The organism is Chryseobacterium sp. IT-36CA2, from assembly GCF_949767875.1.
In the GTDB taxonomy this organism is placed as follows: domain Bacteria; phylum Bacteroidota; class Bacteroidia; order Flavobacteriales; family Weeksellaceae; genus Chryseobacterium.
Genome location: NZ_CATKPG010000022.1, coordinates 193,618 through 215,240 on the forward strand (window position 1 = coordinate 193,618; position 21,623 = coordinate 215,240).

General features: G+C 35.1%; 19 protein-coding genes. 14 read left to right on the forward strand and 5 right to left on the reverse strand.

Annotation, left to right across the window (positions count from 1 at the left end; translation table 11 throughout):
* Positions 1-194: 194 nt before the first annotated feature.
* The 4 genes from ACM6F9_RS15690 to ACM6F9_RS15705 all read left to right on the forward strand — a co-directional run bounded on the left by ACM6F9_RS15690 (position 195) and on the right by ACM6F9_RS15705 (position 6,145).
* Positions 195-3,050 (forward strand): kelch repeat-containing protein, encoded by a 2,856-nt coding sequence (locus tag ACM6F9_RS15690; RefSeq protein WP_414846570.1) that lies wholly within the window; start codon positions 195-197, stop codon positions 3,048-3,050.
* A gap of 214 nt (positions 3,051-3,264) precedes the next feature.
* A complete protein-coding gene (locus tag ACM6F9_RS15695) occupies positions 3,265-3,708 on the forward strand; it encodes a hypothetical protein (protein ID WP_414846571.1) in 444 nt (147 codons plus the stop codon).
* 252 nt (positions 3,709-3,960) lie between these two features.
* Complete coding sequence (locus tag ACM6F9_RS15700) at positions 3,961-5,463, forward strand: hypothetical protein (RefSeq protein WP_414846572.1); 1,503 nt, start codon at positions 3,961-3,963, stop codon at positions 5,461-5,463.
* Positions 5,464-5,644: 181 nt separating this feature from the next.
* A complete protein-coding gene (locus tag ACM6F9_RS15705; RefSeq protein ID WP_414846573.1) occupies positions 5,645-6,145 on the forward strand; it encodes a hypothetical protein in 501 nt (166 codons plus the stop codon).
* Positions 6,146-6,468: 323 nt separating this feature from the next.
* Here the strand turns inward: ACM6F9_RS15705 and ACM6F9_RS15710 are convergent, their stop codons facing one another.
* On the reverse strand, positions 6,469-6,870 hold the full coding sequence (locus ACM6F9_RS15710; RefSeq protein ID WP_414846574.1) for a nuclear transport factor 2 family protein: 402 nt from the start codon (positions 6,868-6,870) through the stop codon (positions 6,469-6,471).
* A 198-nt stretch (positions 6,871-7,068) separates the two neighbouring features.
* Here ACM6F9_RS15710 and ACM6F9_RS15715 point away from each other — a divergent pair, with 198 nt between their 5' ends.
* The 3 genes from ACM6F9_RS15715 to ACM6F9_RS15725 all read left to right on the forward strand — a co-directional run bounded on the left by ACM6F9_RS15715 (position 7,069) and on the right by ACM6F9_RS15725 (position 11,737).
* Positions 7,069-9,219 (forward strand): TonB-dependent siderophore receptor, encoded by a 2,151-nt coding sequence (locus ACM6F9_RS15715; protein ID WP_414846575.1) that lies wholly within the window; start codon positions 7,069-7,071, stop codon positions 9,217-9,219.
* A gap of 216 nt (positions 9,220-9,435) precedes the next feature.
* Positions 9,436-10,701 (forward strand): PepSY-associated TM helix domain-containing protein, encoded by a 1,266-nt coding sequence (locus ACM6F9_RS15720; RefSeq protein ID WP_414846576.1) that lies wholly within the window; start codon positions 9,436-9,438, stop codon positions 10,699-10,701.
* Positions 10,685-11,737, forward strand: a complete 1,053-nt coding sequence (locus ACM6F9_RS15725) for an alpha/beta hydrolase (RefSeq protein ID WP_414846577.1) — start codon at positions 10,685-10,687, stop codon at positions 11,735-11,737. Before ACM6F9_RS15720 ends, ACM6F9_RS15725 begins: the two co-directional genes overlap by 17 nt.
* Before the next feature lie 237 nt (positions 11,738-11,974).
* On the opposite strand, the gene ACM6F9_RS15730 is transcribed toward ACM6F9_RS15725, so the two are convergent.
* Both ACM6F9_RS15730 and ACM6F9_RS15735 read right to left on the reverse strand, forming a co-directional pair.
* On the reverse strand, positions 11,975-12,991 hold the full coding sequence (locus tag ACM6F9_RS15730) for a hypothetical protein (RefSeq protein WP_414846578.1): 1,017 nt from the start codon (positions 12,989-12,991) through the stop codon (positions 11,975-11,977).
* A 23-nt stretch (positions 12,992-13,014) separates the two neighbouring features.
* Positions 13,015-13,869 carry a hypothetical protein gene (locus ACM6F9_RS15735; RefSeq protein WP_414846579.1) on the reverse strand — a complete coding sequence of 285 codons (855 nt, stop codon included), beginning with the start codon at positions 13,867-13,869 and terminating at the stop codon, positions 13,015-13,017.
* 69 nt (positions 13,870-13,938) lie between these two features.
* Here ACM6F9_RS15735 and ACM6F9_RS15740 point away from each other — a divergent pair, with 69 nt between their 5' ends.
* The 7 genes from ACM6F9_RS15740 (at position 13,939) to ACM6F9_RS15770 (ending at position 17,894) form a co-directional block, all read left to right on the forward strand.
* A complete protein-coding gene (locus tag ACM6F9_RS15740) occupies positions 13,939-14,457 on the forward strand; it encodes a Crp/Fnr family transcriptional regulator (RefSeq protein WP_414846580.1) in 519 nt (172 codons plus the stop codon).
* 53 nt (positions 14,458-14,510) lie between these two features.
* The gene (locus ACM6F9_RS15745) at positions 14,511-15,056 is read left to right on the forward strand and encodes a DinB family protein (RefSeq protein ID WP_414846581.1); all 546 of its coding nucleotides are present in this window, start codon (positions 14,511-14,513) and stop codon (positions 15,054-15,056) included.
* Between the two features lie 39 nt (positions 15,057-15,095).
* On the forward strand, positions 15,096-15,608 hold the full coding sequence (locus tag ACM6F9_RS15750) for a methylated-DNA--[protein]-cysteine S-methyltransferase (protein WP_414846582.1): 513 nt from the start codon (positions 15,096-15,098) through the stop codon (positions 15,606-15,608).
* A gap of 63 nt (positions 15,609-15,671) precedes the next feature.
* Positions 15,672-16,277: a CDP-alcohol phosphatidyltransferase family protein gene (locus ACM6F9_RS15755; protein ID WP_414846583.1), complete on the forward strand. Its 606-nt coding sequence runs from the start codon at positions 15,672-15,674 to the stop codon at positions 16,275-16,277.
* Between the two features lie 127 nt (positions 16,278-16,404).
* Positions 16,405-17,007 carry a DUF2911 domain-containing protein gene (locus ACM6F9_RS15760; RefSeq protein ID WP_034696226.1) on the forward strand — a complete coding sequence of 201 codons (603 nt, stop codon included), beginning with the start codon at positions 16,405-16,407 and terminating at the stop codon, positions 17,005-17,007.
* Positions 17,008-17,010: 3 nt separating this feature from the next.
* A complete protein-coding gene (locus tag ACM6F9_RS15765) occupies positions 17,011-17,538 on the forward strand; it encodes a GNAT family N-acetyltransferase (protein WP_414846584.1) in 528 nt (175 codons plus the stop codon).
* Positions 17,535-17,894, forward strand: coding sequence for a cupin domain-containing protein (locus ACM6F9_RS15770; protein WP_105683499.1), 360 nt, complete (start codon positions 17,535-17,537; stop codon positions 17,892-17,894). Before ACM6F9_RS15765 ends, ACM6F9_RS15770 begins: the two co-directional genes overlap by 4 nt.
* A 69-nt stretch (positions 17,895-17,963) precedes the next feature.
* On the opposite strand, the gene ACM6F9_RS15775 is transcribed toward ACM6F9_RS15770, so the two are convergent.
* Positions 17,964-18,719: a LytR/AlgR family response regulator transcription factor gene (locus ACM6F9_RS15775; RefSeq protein ID WP_414846585.1), complete on the reverse strand. Its 756-nt coding sequence runs from the start codon at positions 18,717-18,719 to the stop codon at positions 17,964-17,966.
* Positions 18,716-21,547: a histidine kinase gene (locus tag ACM6F9_RS15780; RefSeq protein ID WP_414846586.1), complete on the reverse strand. Its 2,832-nt coding sequence runs from the start codon at positions 21,545-21,547 to the stop codon at positions 18,716-18,718. Before ACM6F9_RS15780 ends, ACM6F9_RS15775 begins: the two co-directional genes overlap by 4 nt.
* Positions 21,548-21,623 lie beyond the last annotated feature (76 nt).

The window sequence follows — 21,623 nt, forward strand, 5'->3', positions numbered from 1 at the left end:
CAGCTAGTAGGAAAAATCATATATGAAAAGCTGGCTCAATTTTAATGCGTAATAAATAAATTATTTGTTGATTTATATAATTTGTATAAATTCGCTTAAAAATTAATAGAATAATTTTTCGATGACAAATATCTTTCATGATAAGATATGTCGAAAATTATTTTATACTAAAAAAATAAAAAACACACATAACCATGAGAAAAATATTTTTTCTTTTGATAAGCACATTGTGCTTATCACAAAGCACCAATTTTACCTGGATACAAGGAGGAAATCAAATTGAACAAATTGCTGAATTCGGAATATACGGACTGGAGAGTAACGAGAACTGGCCGAATATTCTAAAAGAAATGTCCTATGTTGTAGATAACGACGGCACTTTCTGGATGTTTGGCGGGCACAGCACCGGATGGGTCGGGAATGCAACCAGTCTGTTGTGGAGCTACAACTATCAGAATAACAATTTTACTTTCAGAAAAGGTTGGCTTTACCACGATTTTAATGGTTACAATAAAGGGATAAACGTAGATAGCTATAGAAATGTCCCCGGGGCGGTAAGGCAGTCTTCCATGTGGGCTTCAACAAATAAAAATTTATATATTTTCGGAGGAGCAGATGCTTCTGGCAAACAAAAAAATGAACTGTGGAAATTCAACAGTCTTACGAATAACTGGACTAAAATTTCAAACGGAACATCAACCGGTGAAGCTGATTTCGGAACAAAAGGAGTTGAAAATATTACCAATATTCCTCCTGCACTGATCAATACGACAACATGGACCGATTCGTCAGGAAATCTCTATTTCTTCGGAGGTAAAACATCAAATGGGAACGAATATAATACGGTATGGAAGTATAATATTTCTACCAATATGTGGTCTTGGATAGGAGGATCAGATCAACCCAATATAAATGGTGTATACAACAGCATAGGGCAGGAAAACACCCTGAATACTCCAAGTGCAAGGTTTGGAAGCTGCAGTTTTAAAAATTTGCAGGGGAATATCTTTATTTATGGAGGATATCATAATTCCGTACCGCAAAGCTATAATTACAATGATATATGGAAGTTTAATCCTGTAAACGGATTATGGACCTGGATGAAAGGAAGCCAGACAAGTACCGAAAATATTGCCGGTGGAATAGGAGTGGAAAACACTAATAATATGCCGGGAATCATTAACTATAATTATGACAATCCCAAACCCAATAACTGGACAGATAAAAACGGAAATTTCTGGATTCAGGTAAATTATTATATGTGGAAGTACACACCTTCTACTAATTCCTGGACGCTAATGAAGAAAAATGGGAATCCGCCTGTGAGTCAACCGCCTGTTTATGGAACACTGAACGTGGAAGATGCACAAAATTTTCCGGGATTCAGAAATTCTTCAGCCTGCTGGACAGGAAATGACGGAAATCTGTATATGTACAACGGAAATACCAATGCTTCAAGTACATACGCAATTGATCTTTGGAAGTATAATACAATGACCAATAACTGGGTTCAGGTTAAAGGACCGGGAATCACAAGCGGTGGTAATTCGTATGACTTTACTGCCTATGAAAAACTGGCAGGGCTTGTTGAAAACGAAAATACTCCCGGAGGAACAGCCAAATATGGTGCTCAATGGAGAGATACTGACGGAAATTTATGGCTTTACGGAATTTGTGGGAAATATGGTAATGAAATAAATGGTACAGGCTATTCTTCTGTCGATTTATGGAAATTTAATTCCTCTCAAAAGAAATGGCAATGGATCAACGGTAATGAAAACAGCTTCTTTAAATCTTATACCGGTGATCTGCTCAATTATGGAATAATAAACGTTGAAAACAAGAGAAACGCTCCGGGACGCAGAATTGATGCTATGTCCTGGATTGATAATAATGGAAATCTCTGGATGTTCGGGGGGCAGGTACCGCTGGTAAATTCTTATTACCAGGATTTATGGATGTACAACGTTGCATCCAACAACTGGATTTGGAAAGGAGGAATAAAAAATCCTAATACTGTTTCTAACAGGCATGCTAGCTATGGAAGCCAGGGGATATACTCTTCAGCTAATATTCCGGGAGCAAGAGTAAGAGGAAAAACATGGACAGATGCCCAGGGAAATTTTTACTTGTACGGCGGTTATGGTTCTGATGAAACTTCTTCAAATGAAGGATATTTAAATGACGTATGGAAATATGATGTTGCTCAGAATCAATGGGTATGGCTGAGTGGTGATAAAACCGTTAACAACTTCAACAGTACCAGCTATCCTGTAGCTGACTATGGAACCGGCATCAGCTGGGCCGACGAAAACAAAGACTTCTGGTATTTTACCAACACCAAAATGTGGAAATATCAAACCAATACCAACAGCTGGTCTGTGGTTGGTACTCCTCCTCCTTACGGAAATGCAAGCTATGGAACTATGGGAACGGAAAGCTCATCCAATTTCCCTGGAGACAGAAACAAGGCATTAACATGGACCGGTAAAAATGGAGATCTGTGGTTATTTGGCGGAAATAGTACCTCTCAGCAAAATTTATGGAAATATAATATCTATACAAATAAATGGACCTGGATGTATGGCCCTCAGACTTCATCTTCTTATAATTATGGTGAGTTAAATGTTCCTTCCAATATGAATCTACCGCCATACAGACGCTATTCTGCTACCTGGAATGATACGCTTGGAAATTTATATTTCTTTGGAGGTACGCAGACAGAAGCTTATGATCACCTGAGTTATAATGATGTTTGGAGAATAGATATTGCCAACTATACCTTGAATACCAATGAATCCATAAAGTCAGATGAAAAATTCAAGGTTTATCCGTCTCTTTTTTCAAACGAGGTAACGGTCGAATCTGCTGAAAGTTTTGAAAAAGTAACAATTTCTGATTTTTCCGGTAAAAATGTAAAAACATTAAATTTTAATTCAGATAAAAAGAGGATGATTAATTTATCAGAGCTGAATTCCGGAGCTTATATAGTAACTGTTCATGGATTGAAAAACAAAGCTCTGTTTTCAACAAAAATTATAAAAAAATAAGAAAATTTATATGAGCCTTTAAAAAGATAATAATTTAAAAAGTATCTAACAACTGCTATTCAAATCAAATAGGGTTTTCGGATGCGGAAACCCTTTATTTATGGTTTTTATACAAGCTATGTTTAAATGAAGTTTACTTACGGGATTTTTTATCGAAAGACCTATAAATTAAGGCAATATGATTATTTTTACAAAACCATCTAAATTTCAGTATATGCGTATAAAATCAATTGCGATAGGATTGTTAAGTTGTATTTTCTTAACAGTGCTTTTAGGATGTTCTTGGTTAACTGATTTTTATATTCAAAACCTGACCGATTCCAAAAAAATAATAAAGATCAATTACAGTTATCCCATATCAAAAGCAATTGATAATGAATCCGGCAGTTTTGGGTTTAATTACGAGAATGGATTACTGTCACCCCGGGCTTTTTATAAAATCAAAAATCCAAAGTCTCTTGAAAAAGTAGAAGTGAGAGATTCTTCCATTGTTCTTGAGCTTTATCCAAATTCAACAACAAAAATTTACAAAAGCCATAATGGCAGCTGGAGATATAAGATTAAAAGTGTTGAAATTGATGGGATAATTTTTTATCCTGAAAAGCTGAAGGATAAAAGCAGGTATATCAGTAATCATTATGTGTATAAAATTAATTAGAAGTTTAAAAAATAATCTGTAAAAGATATAAGCCTCATAGATTTCAAAAATCTATGAGGCTTTTTTTATGAGTTAAGCTAATGAAATAAATACCACAAAAGGGTAATTGATAATTATTCATACAAAGAATAATTTTGATATATAATAAGCATTTATTGATGAAGCAGCTAAGGTTGAAGCAATGTATGATTTTGAGAGTTACTGATTACTAAAAATAGTATTCAAATATTTTAACCATTAAAACTTAATAAAATGAATGTACAAGATGCACACCTATCCTTATTGGATTTCAGCGGACAGAATGCTGGAATAGGAATTTCAATCGAATTGATCAAAAGATTAATTAATGATCAGTTACAAAGATTATCAGGTCACTTTAGCCATCTTGAATCTAATCAGAGATTCAAAAATACTTTGAAGGTATCATTTACAGGGGATTTTGATACTGCAGGGCTAGCATTTAGATTTGTAAATGTATTTAATCCGGCAGATGCAAATGAATTTTTTCCCCAGGTTCAACTCAGCGGTTTAAAATTAAAAATCAAGGGATTTTTGGAAGAAAAACAAGTTGTTGAAATTGAAGTCGAATATGCTGAAATTAATGGCATAATACAATTGCTAGATAAGCATATTAAAATTTCATTATTTAATGAAGTACATAATGAGATCAATTTTGTAAAAAACTGGGAAAATGAGGATCAGTTGAAGCAATTTTTTGAAAATGAACCTTACAATTTTGTAGCTGATGACTGGAACCAGCTTGTCGTTTACTTTAAAGCAACATCCCTTTTCTCAGCTCGGGATATCGCAGAAGCATTTATTGACTCTCTTCGACTTCCGGATATTTTTAAAACTTTTATTGGAATTAAGTTTGGAGAAAATGCAAAACTAGGCGCTGATCAGTCCGGAAATTTACTAATGTTTACCGCTGATTCATCTATTAACTTTAATAATTGCCCAACTTTTAATGCAACAGGACGAACTCAGGTTAATTCAGTATCAAAAGTAAAAAATGGAGATAACACAAGTTATACTATTGGGAATGCTCCGGAGCATAGTAATCTGATTGTTGAGACTACAATAGATCAGAACTCTCAAACATTGCATTACCCAGTTGATGGTAATATTGAAAAAATTAGTACAGGAGATATTTTCCTGTTTACACCTATTAATTTGCTTAGAGTTAATTTTGATGTAGTTAAACCCTCTGTTACAGCCTCTGATAACGGAAGTTTTGGACCCGTCTATTGGCACTATTCTGTAACTGCTGCCGTTAAATCAATAAACTTAGATCTTACCAGCAGCTGGCCTATTGAATTTAAGCTAAGCTTACCTACTGAGGTAACGGGGCAGGCAGGAGCAGGCATAAAAATTGGCTGTATTAGGTATGAAGCATTGGGAGCTATGTTTGATGGACAGGTAGATCCCTTTGATATAAGCTTTAAAATTTATTTAGATTGGGGAAGTAAGCAGATTGTTTTTATTTCAAAAATAGAAAATATTAAAGGACATGATTTTCATTTTAGAACATTCCCCGATCTTTCCTTTCCAATAAGTGATATTGTAGATTCTATATTGGCAAAAGCTTCAGAAAATGTGATCACTGAGCAGGCAGGTAAAATTTTGAATGTTACCAGAATTCCAATTGCCAATCTTGATTTAGTAAATAGATTTGCAACATTAGTTAATGCTTTAGCAGGAGAATCAGACGGTTTAGGAAATGTAACAATGGGTGTAAAATTCCAAAGTAATTAGATTTTTTAGGATAAATTCTTTATAAATTCACCCTGTAAGTATTTTCTTACAGGGTTTTTACTTTATTGAATTAAAAAGCTATTAAATTATACCGAATTATTTATAAATTAGAGCGTTAAAATTCAAGCTGTTATTATTATTTTAAAAACTAATAAAAATTCCACCAAATTACAATATAACCATGGCAGAATATTACGCAAAATCAAGTAATTCTTTATCTTTTGAAGTCACAAGAGAAGAAAAATTAATTGGGAAACTTACTTACACAAGTTGGTTCAAATTTAATGCTGTCATTGAAATTGCAGATGGGCAGACCTATCAGATAGAGCCAAAAGGTTTTTGGGGAACCACTATTGAGCTGAAAGATCACGAAAGGGTACTTCTGAAATTCAGAATGAACTGGAATGGGGAAATAGTAGTGCAAACCTATTTTGATGGAATTAAGAATGGCTATCTTTTTAAACACAGAGGTATTTTTAAAGAATCATTTGTCCTTACAGATCAGGATGGGGTAGAGCTGATGATCATAAAGCCACATCTGAAATGGACTTCCCTGAATTACGAATATCAGATTACCACTTCTGATGCCTTTGAAACCTTTCCCGAAAAAGAAATTGTCTTAATCAACGCATTGCATTGTGCTAATTATTATATGTCGATGATAGCCTCTGCCGTGATATAAAAAATAATTTTAGGTTTAATAAAAATTATTACATATCATTATCTCAAAAGTCGGATGATTCGACTTTTGTCATTCTGACGAAGGAAGAATCTCATTAATAATAAACTTGTTTAAACTTTTTTGAAACATTAAGATTGCATTAAGGTCTTTAGAGCATTAAGATAAGCTTCGCTTTAAGCTTAAAAATCAGAATGATTTATCTTAACTTAACTATGCTTTACTGCTTAAATTCTTCTTAATGGTTTAAGAAATATCCAATATTTTTTGATAAGTTGAAGAAACTCCAATGTATTTTGTTATCAATAAGATAAATAATATTTAGGCTAATTATCCAAAGCCTTTGAAACAGCCAAACTATCTTCCAACAGTCTGTAGCGAGTAATTTTATTATTCTGAATACACATCTGAATACAGAATAAAGACTCTACAATACGATCTGTTTCAAGCATTTTTGTTACAAATTCTCCGGTGATAACCGCATTTTCATCGTCGTTGAAAATATGATTGATTTTAGCAGAAACAGGTTCCGTATTTTTCCACAATACCTCAAAAAATTCGGAGACTTCCTGCTTTGTATTTCTTACTCCCAGCCATGGCGCTTTTTGTTCATCACCAGGGATATACCAGTCTACAGTATCAGAAAAAAGACCCGTTAATTCTGTTAGATTTCTTTCCGACATAAACTGTAGAAATTGTTGAATGGTTTCTTGGATATTGTTACTCATTTTTAAAAATTATAATCAATTATTAGCTTTACTTGGAGTCATGAAGATAAGAAAAATTTAAATTCTGATTGTTGTTTATTTTCGGTAAATGCTTTATTGATGGGCTATATCGTAAAGGTAATTTTATGATATGTGTCATATTTTTATTTAGAATTAATAAAAATAAAATAATTTTGCAGAACTAACTTAATTATAAACATGAAAAAAACAATTATTTCTGCAGCTCTATTAGCCGTAACTGTGTTGAGTGCCCAGGAAGCAGATACCATTAAAGTGGCTGAGATCCAGTCCGTATCACTTCAGGGAACTCATAATTACAGAACAAAAAAATCTGAATCCATCGCAAGACTTCCTCTGGAAAATCTGGAAAATCCAACTGTTTACAACCTTGTTCCCAAAGAAATCATCAGTGAAATGGGAGCAATGGACTTCAATACAGCCATGGCTTCTGCTCCCGGAGTAGTCGTAAGCAATAGTGTAAACGACAGCGGAAACGATATTTTCATGAGAGGATTCAGTTCAAACGCCAGTTTTAGAAACGGATTGACTCAAAACCCAAGAGTACAGTCGGAGATCGCTAATATCGAGAGAGTAGAAGTAATTAAAGGACCATCCGGAACCTTATTCGGAGGAACACTTGCCAATTATGGAGGTGTTGTAAATATTGTGACTAAAAAACCACAGGAAAATTTCGGAGGAATTATCAATTATACCACGGGAAGCTGGGGAATGAACAGGATTACAGCTGATGTAAATACTCCTTTAAACAAAGAGAAAACAGCATTGGCAAGATTCAATGTAGCAGCCTATTCTCAGGATTCTTTTCAGGATGCAGGGTATAACAAAGGGTTATTTTTCTCAGGAAGTGTTTTGTACAAAGTAAGTGACAAAACCACTGTAACGCTTGATACCGAATTTCATGCTCCGGATAAAACATTGAATGCTTATGTAAGAAACTCAGAAAAGCTGACTTTACATTCCATGAAAGACCTTGAAGTTGCTTACAAAAGAGCATTTACAAGTAATGATATCGGTTCCAAAAGAACCAATTTTGTGACGATGGCTGAGGTTACCCATAAATTTAATGATCAATGGACTTCAAGAACATCTTACCAAAGAGGAGAAGCCAATGAAAACGAATCGATCTTTTTAGTGCTTAGATATTTGAATAACAATCAGGTCGAAAGAATGATCCGCCCTTTCGACAGTTTTAAGGTGACAACCGACAATATTCAGCAGAATTTTACAGGAGATTTTAAAATAGGAGGCTTAAGAAACCGTCTGGTTGTAGGAATAGATTACTTCCAGCAAAGAACAAAATATCAGTTCCCTTATTATGAAGCGAACGGATACAGCAATGTTTTTATGCCTTATGATAAAGTGAATTTGGACAGCTCTTCAGCGTGGGATCCTATCTCAAGAAACAAATTCATGAACAAGGAGAGAAAATCTACCGAATCTGATATCACCACATTCAGAACAATAAGTGGTTATATCTCTGATGTTTTGAATATCACAGATAACTTATTGGTAATGGCCAGTTTGAGAGTAGACAGCTATAAAAATGATGATACAATAGTAAACGGGGTAGAAATCTCTACCAAAAACGGATATCCTGAAAATAAAGTAACAGGGTACAGTCAAACGCAATTTTCGCCCAAGTTTGGATTGGTCTATGAAATTGTAAAGGATCAGATTTCATTCTTCGCCAATTATGTAAACGGATTTAAAAATTATGCGCCGTCACTAAATGAAGCAGGTGTTTTGACAAAATGGGATCCGGAGCAGGGAAATCAGATTGAAACAGGTTTTAAAGTAGATCTTTTCCATAAAAAACTATTGACAACGGTGAGTTATTATAATATTAATGTTAAAAACAGACTGGTTGCGGATCCTGGTGGAATAGGAAGTATTCAGGATGGGAATATTAAAAGTCAGGGATTAGAAATAGGGATTATTGCAAACCCTTTCAAAGGATGGAATATCGTTGCAGGATACGGATATAACGACAACAAATATGACGATCGAAGCAAAGACAGCGGAAAAAGAATTGCTTGGACTCCAAAACATGTCGCTAACCTATGGACAAGCTACAAAATTATGGATGGTGCATATGAAGGGCTTGGTTTCGGGGCTGGATTTAATTTTGTAGACCAAACCTACATCAATATTACCAATCATTTTCTTGCTCCTTCATATACAACGGTAGGAGCTACCATTTTCTATGACAAGAAAAAATACAGAATCGGTCTGAAAATGAATAATGCCTTAAATGAAAACTATTGGAATTTCTACGGGCAGCCACAGAAGCCAAGAGAAATCCTTGCCAATTTTGCATTCAAATTTTAATACCTGAAAAACAAAAAATAACCTCAAAGAAAATATAAGGATGAAAACCCGCAAAGGTGCAAAGCTTTAATTTATAATACCTATTTCTGAAGCCTTCGAATATGCTAAAGTAAATGGCAGCAGGAATAACTCTTTTCACTTTACAAACACGCCATTATAAATACTATTGCGCCTTTGCATTTCTACACTTTCATTTTTTGAGGATGAAAAAGAGATATGGAGAATAAAAAAACAAATCCTAAAAAAAAGCAGGGTAAATCCCTTACCAAAAGGATTACCGGTTGGCTGCACCTCTGGCTCGGACTGGTTTCCGGGATCATTGTACTTACAGTTACCCTTTCAGGGACTGTATTTGTCTTTTGTGATGAGATTATTGATCTGTGCGGAGGAAGCGCTAAATATGTTCAAGTACCGGTTAATGCTAAAAAAATAACACCTGAAGAATTGCTTGCTCAGTTTCATAAACAGATTCCGGACAGAAAAGCATTTTATTTTGATACTTATAAAGAAGCAGACAGAAGTTTCAGGGTAGCTTCAGCTACCAAACCTCCTAAAGATAAAAACGCAGATAAAGCAAATAAGAAAGGACGAGGACCACGCGGAGTATTTGCCTATCATTATCTTGATCCTTACACAGGAAAGGTAATAGGTTCTACAAAAAGCTATGAATTTTTCTATGTTGTTGCCCATATTCATGCCCAGTTGCTGGCAGGAAAGTTCGGGAAAACAGTGGTGGGAATTGCCTCAATCATCTTTTTTATTCAGCTCATCGGCGGCCTGATTCTCTGGTGGCCTAAAAAATGGAACAAAACAACAAGAACAACCGCTTTTAAAATCAAATCCGGAACAAAATGGCGCAGGAAAAACTACGATTTTCACAATGTTTTTGGCTTTTATTCATTGCTTCCGGCCGTATTTATTACCATTACAGGACTCATTATGGCTTATGAAGTCTTAACCAATCTTACCCAGCAGGCTTTTGGTGGAGCTGTGGATGTCCATACCATTGCAGAAAAATATGAACCTAAGTTTGATCCGGAGAAAAAAGCACTTTCCTATGCAGTTTTTGTAAACAGAAAATTCAAAGAGTTTCCGGAGGCGAAGCAGTTCAGAATGAGTATTCCAAGAAATGATTCCGCAACGGTCTATCATATTGGGGTAGCTCAGTTTATTGGATTGAAAAGCCTTGTCAACGGAAAAAGTATGGAAACCAACAAATACACAGGAAAAGAAATTGATTATCCTAAAGAAGTTCAGATGCATGAAGTGATAGAACACATGAATTTCGATCTTCACGTAGGCTATTGGGGCGGAATGTTTGGTAAAATATTCACCTTCATTATTGGAATTATCTGTACAAGTCTCCCGGTTACCGGATTCCTGATTTGGTGGGGCCGAAGAAACAAATCACCCAAAAAGAATAACGAAATTAAAAATATTCATCAACACAGAAAAGACTCACACCATGAACAACTGGTTTAAAATTATCTATTTTCCCTTATTTTTATTGTTTGCATTGGGAAATGCTCAGGAAAAACTGACAATAGGAGAGAAGCAAAACTTATTTTCAAAAACTCTGAACGAAAACAGAGAAATCTGGGTTCATTTGCCTAAAACGTATAACGACAATACCATCAATCCCGCAAAATATCCGGTCATCTATCTTTTAGATGGGGAAATCAATTTTGAATATTATACAGGATTAACGAATTTTATTGCCAGAACACCTTATGCCGATATCCCGGAATGTATTGTTGTCGGAATTAAAAACACAGAAAGAACAAGAGACCTTACACCGACAAAGTCTGAAAAGAAAAGTCCCGTAAATCCTGCTCTTACTCTTTTCGCAGACAGCGGAGGTGGTGAAAACTTCGTGAAATTCATGCAGGATGAGCTGAAACCTTTTATCAGCAAAAATTACAGAATTCAGGATTATTCTGTGTTGGTAGGGCATTCTTTCGGAGGGCTGTTTGCCATCAATACCTTCCTTTTACATCCTGATTATTTTAATGCTTATGTTGCCAATGATCCGAGTTTGTGGTGGGATAATAAAGTGACTATTTCCAGAACGAAAGACTATTTGGAAAAAAATAAGAACTTTCCTGCGAAAAAATCTTTGTATGTTTCCCAGGCGGACAATGAAGAACAGCAGAAAAACTGGAATTCTGATATGACACAGGCTATTGAGGAATTTAAAGAAATTATAGAAAAGAACGGAACTCTCAACTATAAACATAGTTTTTTTGAAGGAGAAACCCACGGAACCGTTTCCTATCCCGGAAATTATGAAGCTTTAAAGTTTATATTTAAAGGATTCAGAACCGATATAAAACAGTTGTCCAGAAATCCTAAACTGCTTGAAGAAAATTATCAGAAGTTTTCCGAAAAAATGGGAGCCGATTTTAAACCCTCTGAGGTCTATCTGAATGTAGTGATCAAATTCATGAAGAGCAATGGTTTCAAAGACCCCGAAATCTATTTTATGAATCTGAAAGACGGATATTATCCTAAGAAATAGTAACAAAAAAAGCAAATCCGCTCATCAACAGATTTGCTTTTTGTTTGTATCATAATCCTGAAAATAAGTTTTGGCTGAAGCCAATGGATTTATATTTTTATAGAGTTAACGGGCTTTCTTCGACTAAGCTCTGGATTATAGCCCGTTCCTATTGAATTTTTTTTCGCAAATTTATTCTAAAAGATTATCCGCACAGTTTGTCATTCTATAAGAATCCTGATAAACCTTTTCCAAAAGTTAATGTCTGTTATCACAATTAATCGGAAAATCCTTCTCTTTTTGATCTAAAAAACTAACAGAAGGACAGCCAAAAGATTGCGCAATGAATCCGAAAATAACAGGAGGTTTTCCTTTGAAAAGATGGCCTGTATATTGGAAAACGTTTGCTTCATCAGCATCTATTCCATACAAAGGAAGAAATTCTCCGCCATCACTTCCTGCAAGAGAAAACGTTTTCTCAGCAATCTTTTCTTTATGATCATTGATAGCTACAAGTTTACGCTCTACAATATTTCCTTCTTCAAGATAATCCTGCAGATAATACGTCATATTTTCATACTGAGACTGGTAAGTTTTTCCCTGAGTCAGTTTTGAGTGAGAAAAGTATTTTTTTGAAATATCAGCTCCAGCTTTTTGCCATTTCACAGGCTTCATTTTGTTTTCTATAAAAGGATTTTTATTTCCAAAATAAGCGATGGCATTATTATATTGGTCGTAGTCTGTTGTTTTTTGATGAGTCGCTACCTGAAACCCCATCATATAAGAATCTGGATCTAAATCTTCACTATCTGTATAAGGACTTAGATAAGCGACAGCTTTTAATTGGCTGACCGGCATTTTTTGAAGTTTATTAGAGCCATACTCATAAATATACAGGGAGTCATTTTCTGTAAGATGAATTCCGTTAAGCAGTTTTTTTCTGCTGGAAGAATCTAATTCAAAATGTTGGCGTTCTTCGAAAGACATCTGCTTATAATTTTTAACAATATCTGAAGGAATCGGTTGTTCTCCTTTATAAATATCCGAAACAGAAATGAAAATATCCATATCAGAATCTTTTTCTGCGGATGAAATAACAGACAGACTGAAAATATTAAAGTTGCTGTAATCTATTTTCTCTTCAGTTTTTACTGTTTTTATAGTATCATTCGTGATTTTTGGTTCTGTAGCTACTGCTTTTTTCTCTTCTTTCTGGCAGCTAACAATAACCAATTGAAAAAATAAAAGGACTGTGGCAGTTTTAAGCTTCATCATCTTTCTTAATAATTTATAGTATTCTAATTCATTTTATAGTAAGGCTCCGAAAAGTATTTGCTGGGTTTAATATAAGCCATCTTTCTATCAGCATCAAAGATCCAAATAAACCTGCGGAGCATATCAGCACCCAGATAACTTACATTTTGTGTTTTAAGTTCTCCGGAGAAAAATCCTACGGAAACATCTTTAAACACACTATTTCCCAATTTAAAAAAAGGAAGAACGGCCTGTTTGGTTGTTAATGTCTTACCCTCAGAATTTTTCAGAGTTTTTTCTCCGGTTACCTTCAGTTTTTTTTCCAGGCTCTTTTCTTCTGCAAACTCGTTGCTGTACAGAAGTGCTCCGGAAAATCCTGATTGTAAAACAAAATAAGCTTCTTGTTGCTGGTGTCCATCAATAATATTATCTGCGGCAAGATAAAAGCCTTCATGATCTAAGATGATACTGATAGGCTGGTAATCTTTCAGATCAGGCATCTTGTTGTACATGACAAACTGGTTGTTATCATAATCAATTTTAAATATTTTCCCTTCAAAAATTCCGGTTCCGATTTTTCCATCAGCTTCATGTCCTGTTAACTGATTATCAAAAAAGCGAACGTTTTTCTGAGTAATTTCCACAATTTGTACGGTATTATAATCACTGAGTTCTTCTTTGCCGAAAATAATATGTTTTGCTTTCCGCTTGCCATCAGGAGAAATAGCATAATCCTTCATGGCGATCTGGAACATCAGATCTAATGAATCCTTTTTGTTGACAAGGGTTTTGACAATAATATTATTGTGTTTTGTGATTCTGAAGGGGATGGTCTGTTGTGCTTTCATACCATAAAATCCGGCAGAAAGCAGTATGAAAAGTACTGTTTGTTTGAGCATTATCAGTGATTAGTGTTTTAAAACTTTAAAATTACCTATTATCTTTGGAAAAGCAAATATTAAAATGAAATGGTTGAAAAATTGCTTCAAAGTGGAATCTATTGGGAAAAGAAAGAATTCAGGAGAAATGAGTTTCTGAAGATTTCAGGCAGTACGGATACCAACATTTATTATATTGAAAGTGGAAGTGCCCGGATTTTTATGATGGATGAAAATGAGGAAAGGATTATTCGTTTCGGGTATACCGGAAATATTATTGTAAGCCTGGACTCTTTTTTATCGGAAAAACCCTCAGACCTTTATATTCAGGCGATTAAAAAAACAACGGTAAAAAGGGCTTCAAAAAAAGATTTTTATAAGTTTATACAATCAGATGAAGAACACATGAAATTTTGGATGAGCGTTCTGGAAGATCTCGTATTGCAGCAGCTTGAAAGAGAAAAAGATCTGTTGATTCATGCTCCGGGAGAACGTTTTGAGAGAGTTTTAAAACGAAGTCCGAAGCTGTTTCAGGAAGTTCCCAATAAATATATCGCCAATTATCTGAGAATGTCACCTGAAACATTGTCCAGGCTCAAAAAATCTTGAGTTCAGTCAAGATTTAAAAAAAGAAGGATCAGCATATTTGCATAAAAAACGTAATGAAAATTTCAACCTCAGAATTACTGAATGAATTAAGAAATAGAACTGAAGGACATTTACACTTTGCTGAAATGTTGTCTTTAAAGACAGAAAATGATCTGAATTTCAGAACTTCAGCAGAAAGTTGGAGTACATTGGAATGTCTGGAACATCTTAATCGCTACGGAGATTTTTATATTACTGAAATCAGCCGCAATATTTCTTCTGCCAATAAGTCTCCTCAGTCTTATTTTAAGCCTGGAATTCTTGGGAATTATTTTGCTAAAAGTATGCTTCCTAAAGAAAAACTGAATACAATGAAAACGCTTAAAGCAATGAATCCAATCAACAGTCAGCTGAATAAAAATGTAATAGATATATTTATAAAGCAACAGGAAAATTTGCTTGAATTACTGCAAGAAGCACAATATGTTGATCTCGAAAAGGCAAAAACAAATATCAGTATTTCCAAACTGATCAAACTGAAGCTAGGAGATACCTTCCGTTTTGTTATTTATCATAATGCAAGACATATTGAGCAGATAAAAAGAATTTTAACGGATTAAAGACAAGTTGTAATTTCCAAAAAGCTTAATTTTAGACTAATGGAAATGATACACCAAAAAAACATATCAACCCCACTGGGAGAAATGATCGCCTGTGCTGTAGATCAGGGAATCTGTCTGCTTGAATTCACAGACCGTAAGAATATTGAAAAACAACTGAAGGCTTTATCAAAGGTTCTAAAGGCTGAAATTGTAGAAAATGAACATCTTCATTTTGCCCAGTTGGAAAAAGAACTGAAAGAATATTTTGAGGGGCAAAGAAGTCATTTTGATGTTCCGCTGTTGACTACAGGAACTGAGTTTCAGGAAAAAGTATGGAAGCTTCTTCGCGAAATCCCGATGGGAGAAATAAGAACCTATAAACAGCAGTCAGAAATACTGGGAAACCCCAAGGCGATCCGTGCCGTAGGAACAGCCAACGGAATCAATAAAATTGCCATTTTAATTCCCTGCCATCGTGTGATAGGCTCTAACGGTGAGTTGGTAGGTTATGCGGGTGGCATCTGGAGAAAACAAAAATTATTGGAGCTGGAAAAGGCTATTTTGTTTTAGAAATAATAAAAACATTTTTATCCCTATCTTTCGCCACTTAAAATAAGTTTTTCCTCTCTTTTTATGAAATCGAAAATCCCAGATATTTTAATTTTTTCCAGATTGATTATTGGCTTTATCATTATTGGTTTAAGTCTTCTGAAAATCGAAAACTATCAAATAATTACAGTTATTTTGTTATCAATCGGATTATTGACGGATATTTTTGATGGAATTATCGCCCGGCATCTGAATGTTTCCACACAAAAACTCAGACGTTTGGATTCTACCGTTGATCAGATATTTTTCATATCAGTAGGAGTAGCTGTTTATATAATGTGTCCGGAGTTTTTTGAAGCAAATGCTTTCAAAATAATCATTCTCGTAGGAGCTGAAGCTCTTATCTATCTGGTAAGTTTTTTAAAATTCCGAAAAGAAGTAGCAACGCATTCTATTGGTGCCAAGATCTGGACTTTACTCCTTTTTGGAACATTGATTCAGGTTATTTTACAATGTCAGTCTGTCATTCTGTTCAACCTTTGTTTTTGGGTTGGACTGTTGACCAGAGCAGAGATTATAGCTATTCTTTTCATATTGAAAACCTGGACTAATGATGTTCCTTCCGTTTTTCATTCAATACAACTCAGAAAAGGGAAAGTTATTAAGAAAAGTAAAATTTTCAATAGTTAATAATTTACTTTTTATAAGGATTTGGTTAAAAATATATTTGTAGAAAAATATCGGTAAAACAAAAATTAACGAAGTTTGGGAAAGCTATTTTGTTTTGATTTTTGTAATTTTAAGCAAAAATTTACACGTGAAAAATTTAATAATAGCAGTTTGCATTTCAGTTTCAGCATTCAGTTTTGCTCAGGATTATTCTGTACCGGCGGCAAGTCCGCGTCAGAAGGTTGAGCAGCAGTTTTCTATGTCCAAGATCTCTATCGACTATGGAAGACCAGGAGTGAAAGGACGTAAGATTTTTGGAGAACTGGTTCCTTATGGTCAGGTTTGGAGAGCCGGAGCTAACTCATCTACAAAAATTACATTTGGACAGGCCGTTAATTTCGGAGGGAAAACAGTACCTGCAGGAACATACGGACTATTCATCGTTCCTACAGAGAAAGAATGGAAAGTAATCCTGAATAAAGACTTCCAGCAATGGGGAGCTTATACTTACGATCCAAAACAAGATGTAGTAGACGTTACTGTACCGGTTAATAAGTTGACAGACAAACAGGAGTGGTTTGAAATCACTTTGAATCCTACCGATGAAAATACAGGGAACCTGGTCATCAAATGGGATATGGCTCAGGCTGAAGTTCCTTTGAAACCTTCAAAATTAGACACCGTGATCAAGATTTCTGACAAATTGAAAGAAATCAAGAAAATAGAATCAGATTCTACTAAAAAGAGCTAAACAATGAATTTTTCTGTTCAGCCTGTTTTAGAGAATGAAGAATTTCAATTAATCCCCTTACAACAAGGGGATTTTGAATCTTTATATGAAGTAGCTTCCGATCCTAAAGTGTGGGAACAACACCCTAATAAAGATCGTTATAAGAGAGAGGTTTTTGAAAACTTTTTTAGAGGAGCTATAGAGAGTAATGGTGCTTTCAAAATTATTGAGAAAGCTACCGGAGATGTATTGGGAAGCAGCCGATATTATGACTTTGATCAAGAGGATAATCATATCTTCATTGGGTATACTTTCTACGGAACAAAATCGTGGGGAAAAGGAATCAATCCTAAGGTTAAAAAGCTGATGCTGGATTATATCTTTCAGTTTGTAGATAAAGTTCACTTTCACATTGGAAAAGAAAATTTCCGTTCGCAGACCGCTTTAGAAAGATTAGGAGGACAAAAAATTGCTGAAGAGGAAGTAGCCTATTTTGCAGAACCTTCAAGAACTAATTTTGTGTATGAAATTAAAAAAGAAGACTGGGCATGAAAAAATATAAAATCCAGCAGTCACCATTTGTAGTTCCTACTACAGACGGAAAACTGATCGAAGAACACTGGGGGAACTCTACAGGGAATTCTAATGTTTCAATTGCTCACATGGTAGCACCTCCGGATTGGAGCGAGCCTCATCAGACTCCGGAATTTGATGAATTTACCTATATCATTTCAGGAAAAAAGCAATTTGAAATAGACGGAGAAATCGTTGTTCTCGAAAAAGGACATAGTATTCTTATTGAAAAAGGAGCAAGAATCCGTTACAGCAACCCGTTTTCAGAACCTTGTGAATACCTTGCAATCTGCCTGCCTGCTTTCTCTATGGAGTTGGTAAACAGAGAAGAATAAGGAATAGATTAATAACATCAAAACATAAAAAGGCAAATTGGCGAATTTCAGCGAATTTGCCTTTTTCTATTATTTCATTCTTTTAATAATCCGCAGAAACTCATCTTTTTTCCTTTGTGATACCTGTAAAGAAGTTTCATCGCTCATAATAATATAGCCGCCTCGTCCACGGATGTATTTCTCAACATGCTGAAGATTGATGAGGTGCTGATGATGAATACGAACAAAACCTTGATCTTTCAATGTTTCTTCAAAGTAGGCCAATGTATGGGATATCATCATTTTTTTTCCTCCTTTGAAAAAGATGGACGTATAATTATCATCAGCCTGAAGACGTACAATATCCATAGTATGTACATAGACAAGTCCTTCCATGGTTGGCAGTGCAATTTTGCTTTGTTCTACAGGGTTTTTAATATGCTGAAGCAGGGCAGATAATTGCTGTATTTTGTTTTTATCTTCTAAAAGTTTAGCAACCCTGTTCACTGTAATAATCAGTTCATGGATCACAATTGGTTTCAGAAGATAGTCTACCGCATGATGTTTAAATGCCTGTATAGCATACTGATCATAAGCTGTAACGAATACGGTATAAAAATGAATGTCCGATATTTTTTCAAACAGTTTAAAACCATTTTCAACAGGCATATTGACATCCAGAAATACCAGTTCCGGAGATGTTTCTCTAATGACTTCCACAGCTTGATTCACAGAATCGGCTTCCCCGATTATTTCAACGTCCGGGCAATATTTTGATAAGAAACGAAGAAGAGTTTCGCGTGATTCCTGTTCATCATCTACTACGATAGACTTTATTTTGCTCATAGAAAAGGAGTGTTTTTGATGGTTATTTTGACAATTGTTCCCTGTACTTTCGGATTTGCAGTACTTTTATCAATAATCTCTGTAGAAATAGATGTTCCATATAGCTCATTAATGGCGGAAATTCTGCCTGCAGTAATTTTCAGTCCCATAGATTTATAATCGTCTGGTCTGCTGTCAAATTCACGAGCTTTTTCAAATCCTACACCATTGTCTTCTACAGTACATATAATGGAATTTTCACTCCGGCTGCAGGAAATTCCCAGTATTCCTCCTGTTTTCAAATGTCTTAATCCATGGCTGATAGAGTTTTCAGTATAAGTTTGAAGAAGCATGGTTGGAATTTTTAATTGCTCTAATCCCGGATCTACAGAAATTTCATAGGTGAAATGGTTTTTAAAACGCATCTGCTCCAATTCGATATAGGTTTTCAGCATAGCCATTTCTTTCTCAATGGTATTCCAGTGTTCTTTGGAATGGGTGAGGGTTTTGCGTATCAGATCTGAAAAGGCTGCCATATAATAATTGGCGTTTAATTCATCTTCTTTACCATAATAATTCTGGATGGCATTCAGAACATTGAAGATAAAATGAGGGTTGATCTGGGCACGGAGCGCCTGCATTTCCAGTTCGGCAATCATCTTTTTTCTTTCCGTTTTCTCAGCCTCTTTTTTGCGGATAATATTGACGCGGTGTCTGTAAATGATGATCATTAAGATTAGCAATAACAGAAATACTCCTGTCATAAACCACAGTTCTTCCCAAAAGGGAGGTTTTACAACAATAGCAAGTACTGCCGGTGTTGTATTCCAGATATTATTTTTTCCGGAAGCCCAAACGTTGAGGTGATAGTTGCCGGGCTTTAAGGCTCCTAGATTTAAGGTACTCTCTTCTGTAATTATGGTGTCATTTTCTGTTCCGGACAGAAGATACTTATACTTAATATCCTTCTCATCCAGATAAGAAATAGCAGTATAAGAGATCTGAGCATTATTCTGATTGTATTTGAGACTGATCTTTTTAGGATAATAAACAAGACTGTCTTTAAAAACGGCTTTCAGGAAATACACTTTATAAGGCTGACTTTTACTGACCTTATCCTGATTAATCATAATAATTCCATTCGATGTTGCAAGAAAAGCTTTTCCTTCACCGAATGTAATATTATTGATCATATGGCTCGGAACTCCGTCTGCAGCCGAAAAATGATAAATAGAGTAGTGCATAAGGCTATCAAAAGTGATTCTTGATAATCCTTTGTCTGTGTTGACCCATAATCTCTCTTTCTCATCTACATAGGCTTTTTCACAAATATTACTGATAAGTCCATTCGTTGTATTCAACCTGATTATCCTTTGTCTATCACGAATAAAAACGCCATCAGAATGAGTACTGATGATAAGTCTGTCTTTCAGAAAGTTCAAAGAGGTAATGCGGTTTTTACCTAAAGCCGAATCGTGAATGAATTTTTTTAAAGAGGGATGATAATAGAATAAACCCTGCACCGTTCCAAGCCAATAGGTTCCTTTTGCATCAATGGCTGTTGCTGGTGCTGCTATGTTGGTACTCAATACTGGCAGTGTACTAAATTTTCTTTCTTTAAGGTCATAAATAAGATGATTCTTTTTTTCTGTATTGGTATAGCTTATCAGCGCAGTATTATTTCTGATGAATAATGATTTTTGAGAAAATTCCAGAATTTTTGTATATTGATTTCCGGCCAGGCTGCATTGATATAAACCTTTGTCTGTTCCGGCTAAAAACGTGTTATTATCAAGAGGTGAAATATATCTGAGTCTGTTCCATTGTCCATCACCCAGCGTGTATAATGGTCTGAAGCTGTTTTTATCCCTGATCATAATAGCACTGTTGCTATATCCTGCGATTAGTTTTCCTCCAGGCAAATATTTTACTGTCAGAACATTATTATCTGTAAGCCCATCATCTGTAGTATAAATCAGTGTTTTGTTGGCAGGCTGCATATAAACACCTTCATTGGTAGGATACCAGCTATTACCCTGCTTGTCTATAAAACTGCTGTAACTTACAATGCCTTTCATCGCAATGTATTTGGGGTTTTGACCTGTTACCTGATCAGGATCATATTCCAGAATTCCACTTGTTGTGCAGCTCCATATTTTACCATTTTTGCTTATCGTAAGATCAAGAATATTGCTGGGCAGTTCGATTTTTTTGATTATCGGTTTATTTCCTTTAAATACAACATCATATAAGATATTAAGATGCCTTGTATAAAGATGACCTTTGAAATAAAAACATGCTTTTACCGCTTTTTCTTTAAATGTATGAATGATTGTCGATCCCGGATTATCCTTCCTTATGATCTTTTTCAAAGTAATGTAATAGTTATTCCCCTGATCAGAAAAATGCATGTGGGGAGATGATGATGTGCTGTCCTTTGGATTGGCAATATTGTTTTTGCCTATTATATATTTTTTATGTTGATCAGAATAAAGACTCCATCTTGGAACAATGTCATAAAAATTAATTCCTCTTTTTTCCATGAGACGGCATAGTTTATCATTCTGTACAGAATATACTTTTCCATTATAAATGTAAGTAGGGCTGCCGTTATAGGTACTTACCCATAATCGATGCCATGAGTCTTCCCATGCCTGAAAAGTTTCATTATCCGGAAGTCCGTGATTACTGGTGATTGTTTCAAAATGATGCCCGTCAAATCTGGAAATTCCCCAGCTCGTACAAAACCAGATAAATCCTTTGCTGTCCTGATAGACAGAGTATACCGTATTGCTGGGTAACCCGTCACTTAAACTGTAATGACGAAGCTGTGGCTTCTGACTGTACATCAGCAGACTTTGAAATAACAGGAATAATATGAGACGGTAATGATACATAGTTTTCAGGCTAATATAAAAAAATCTC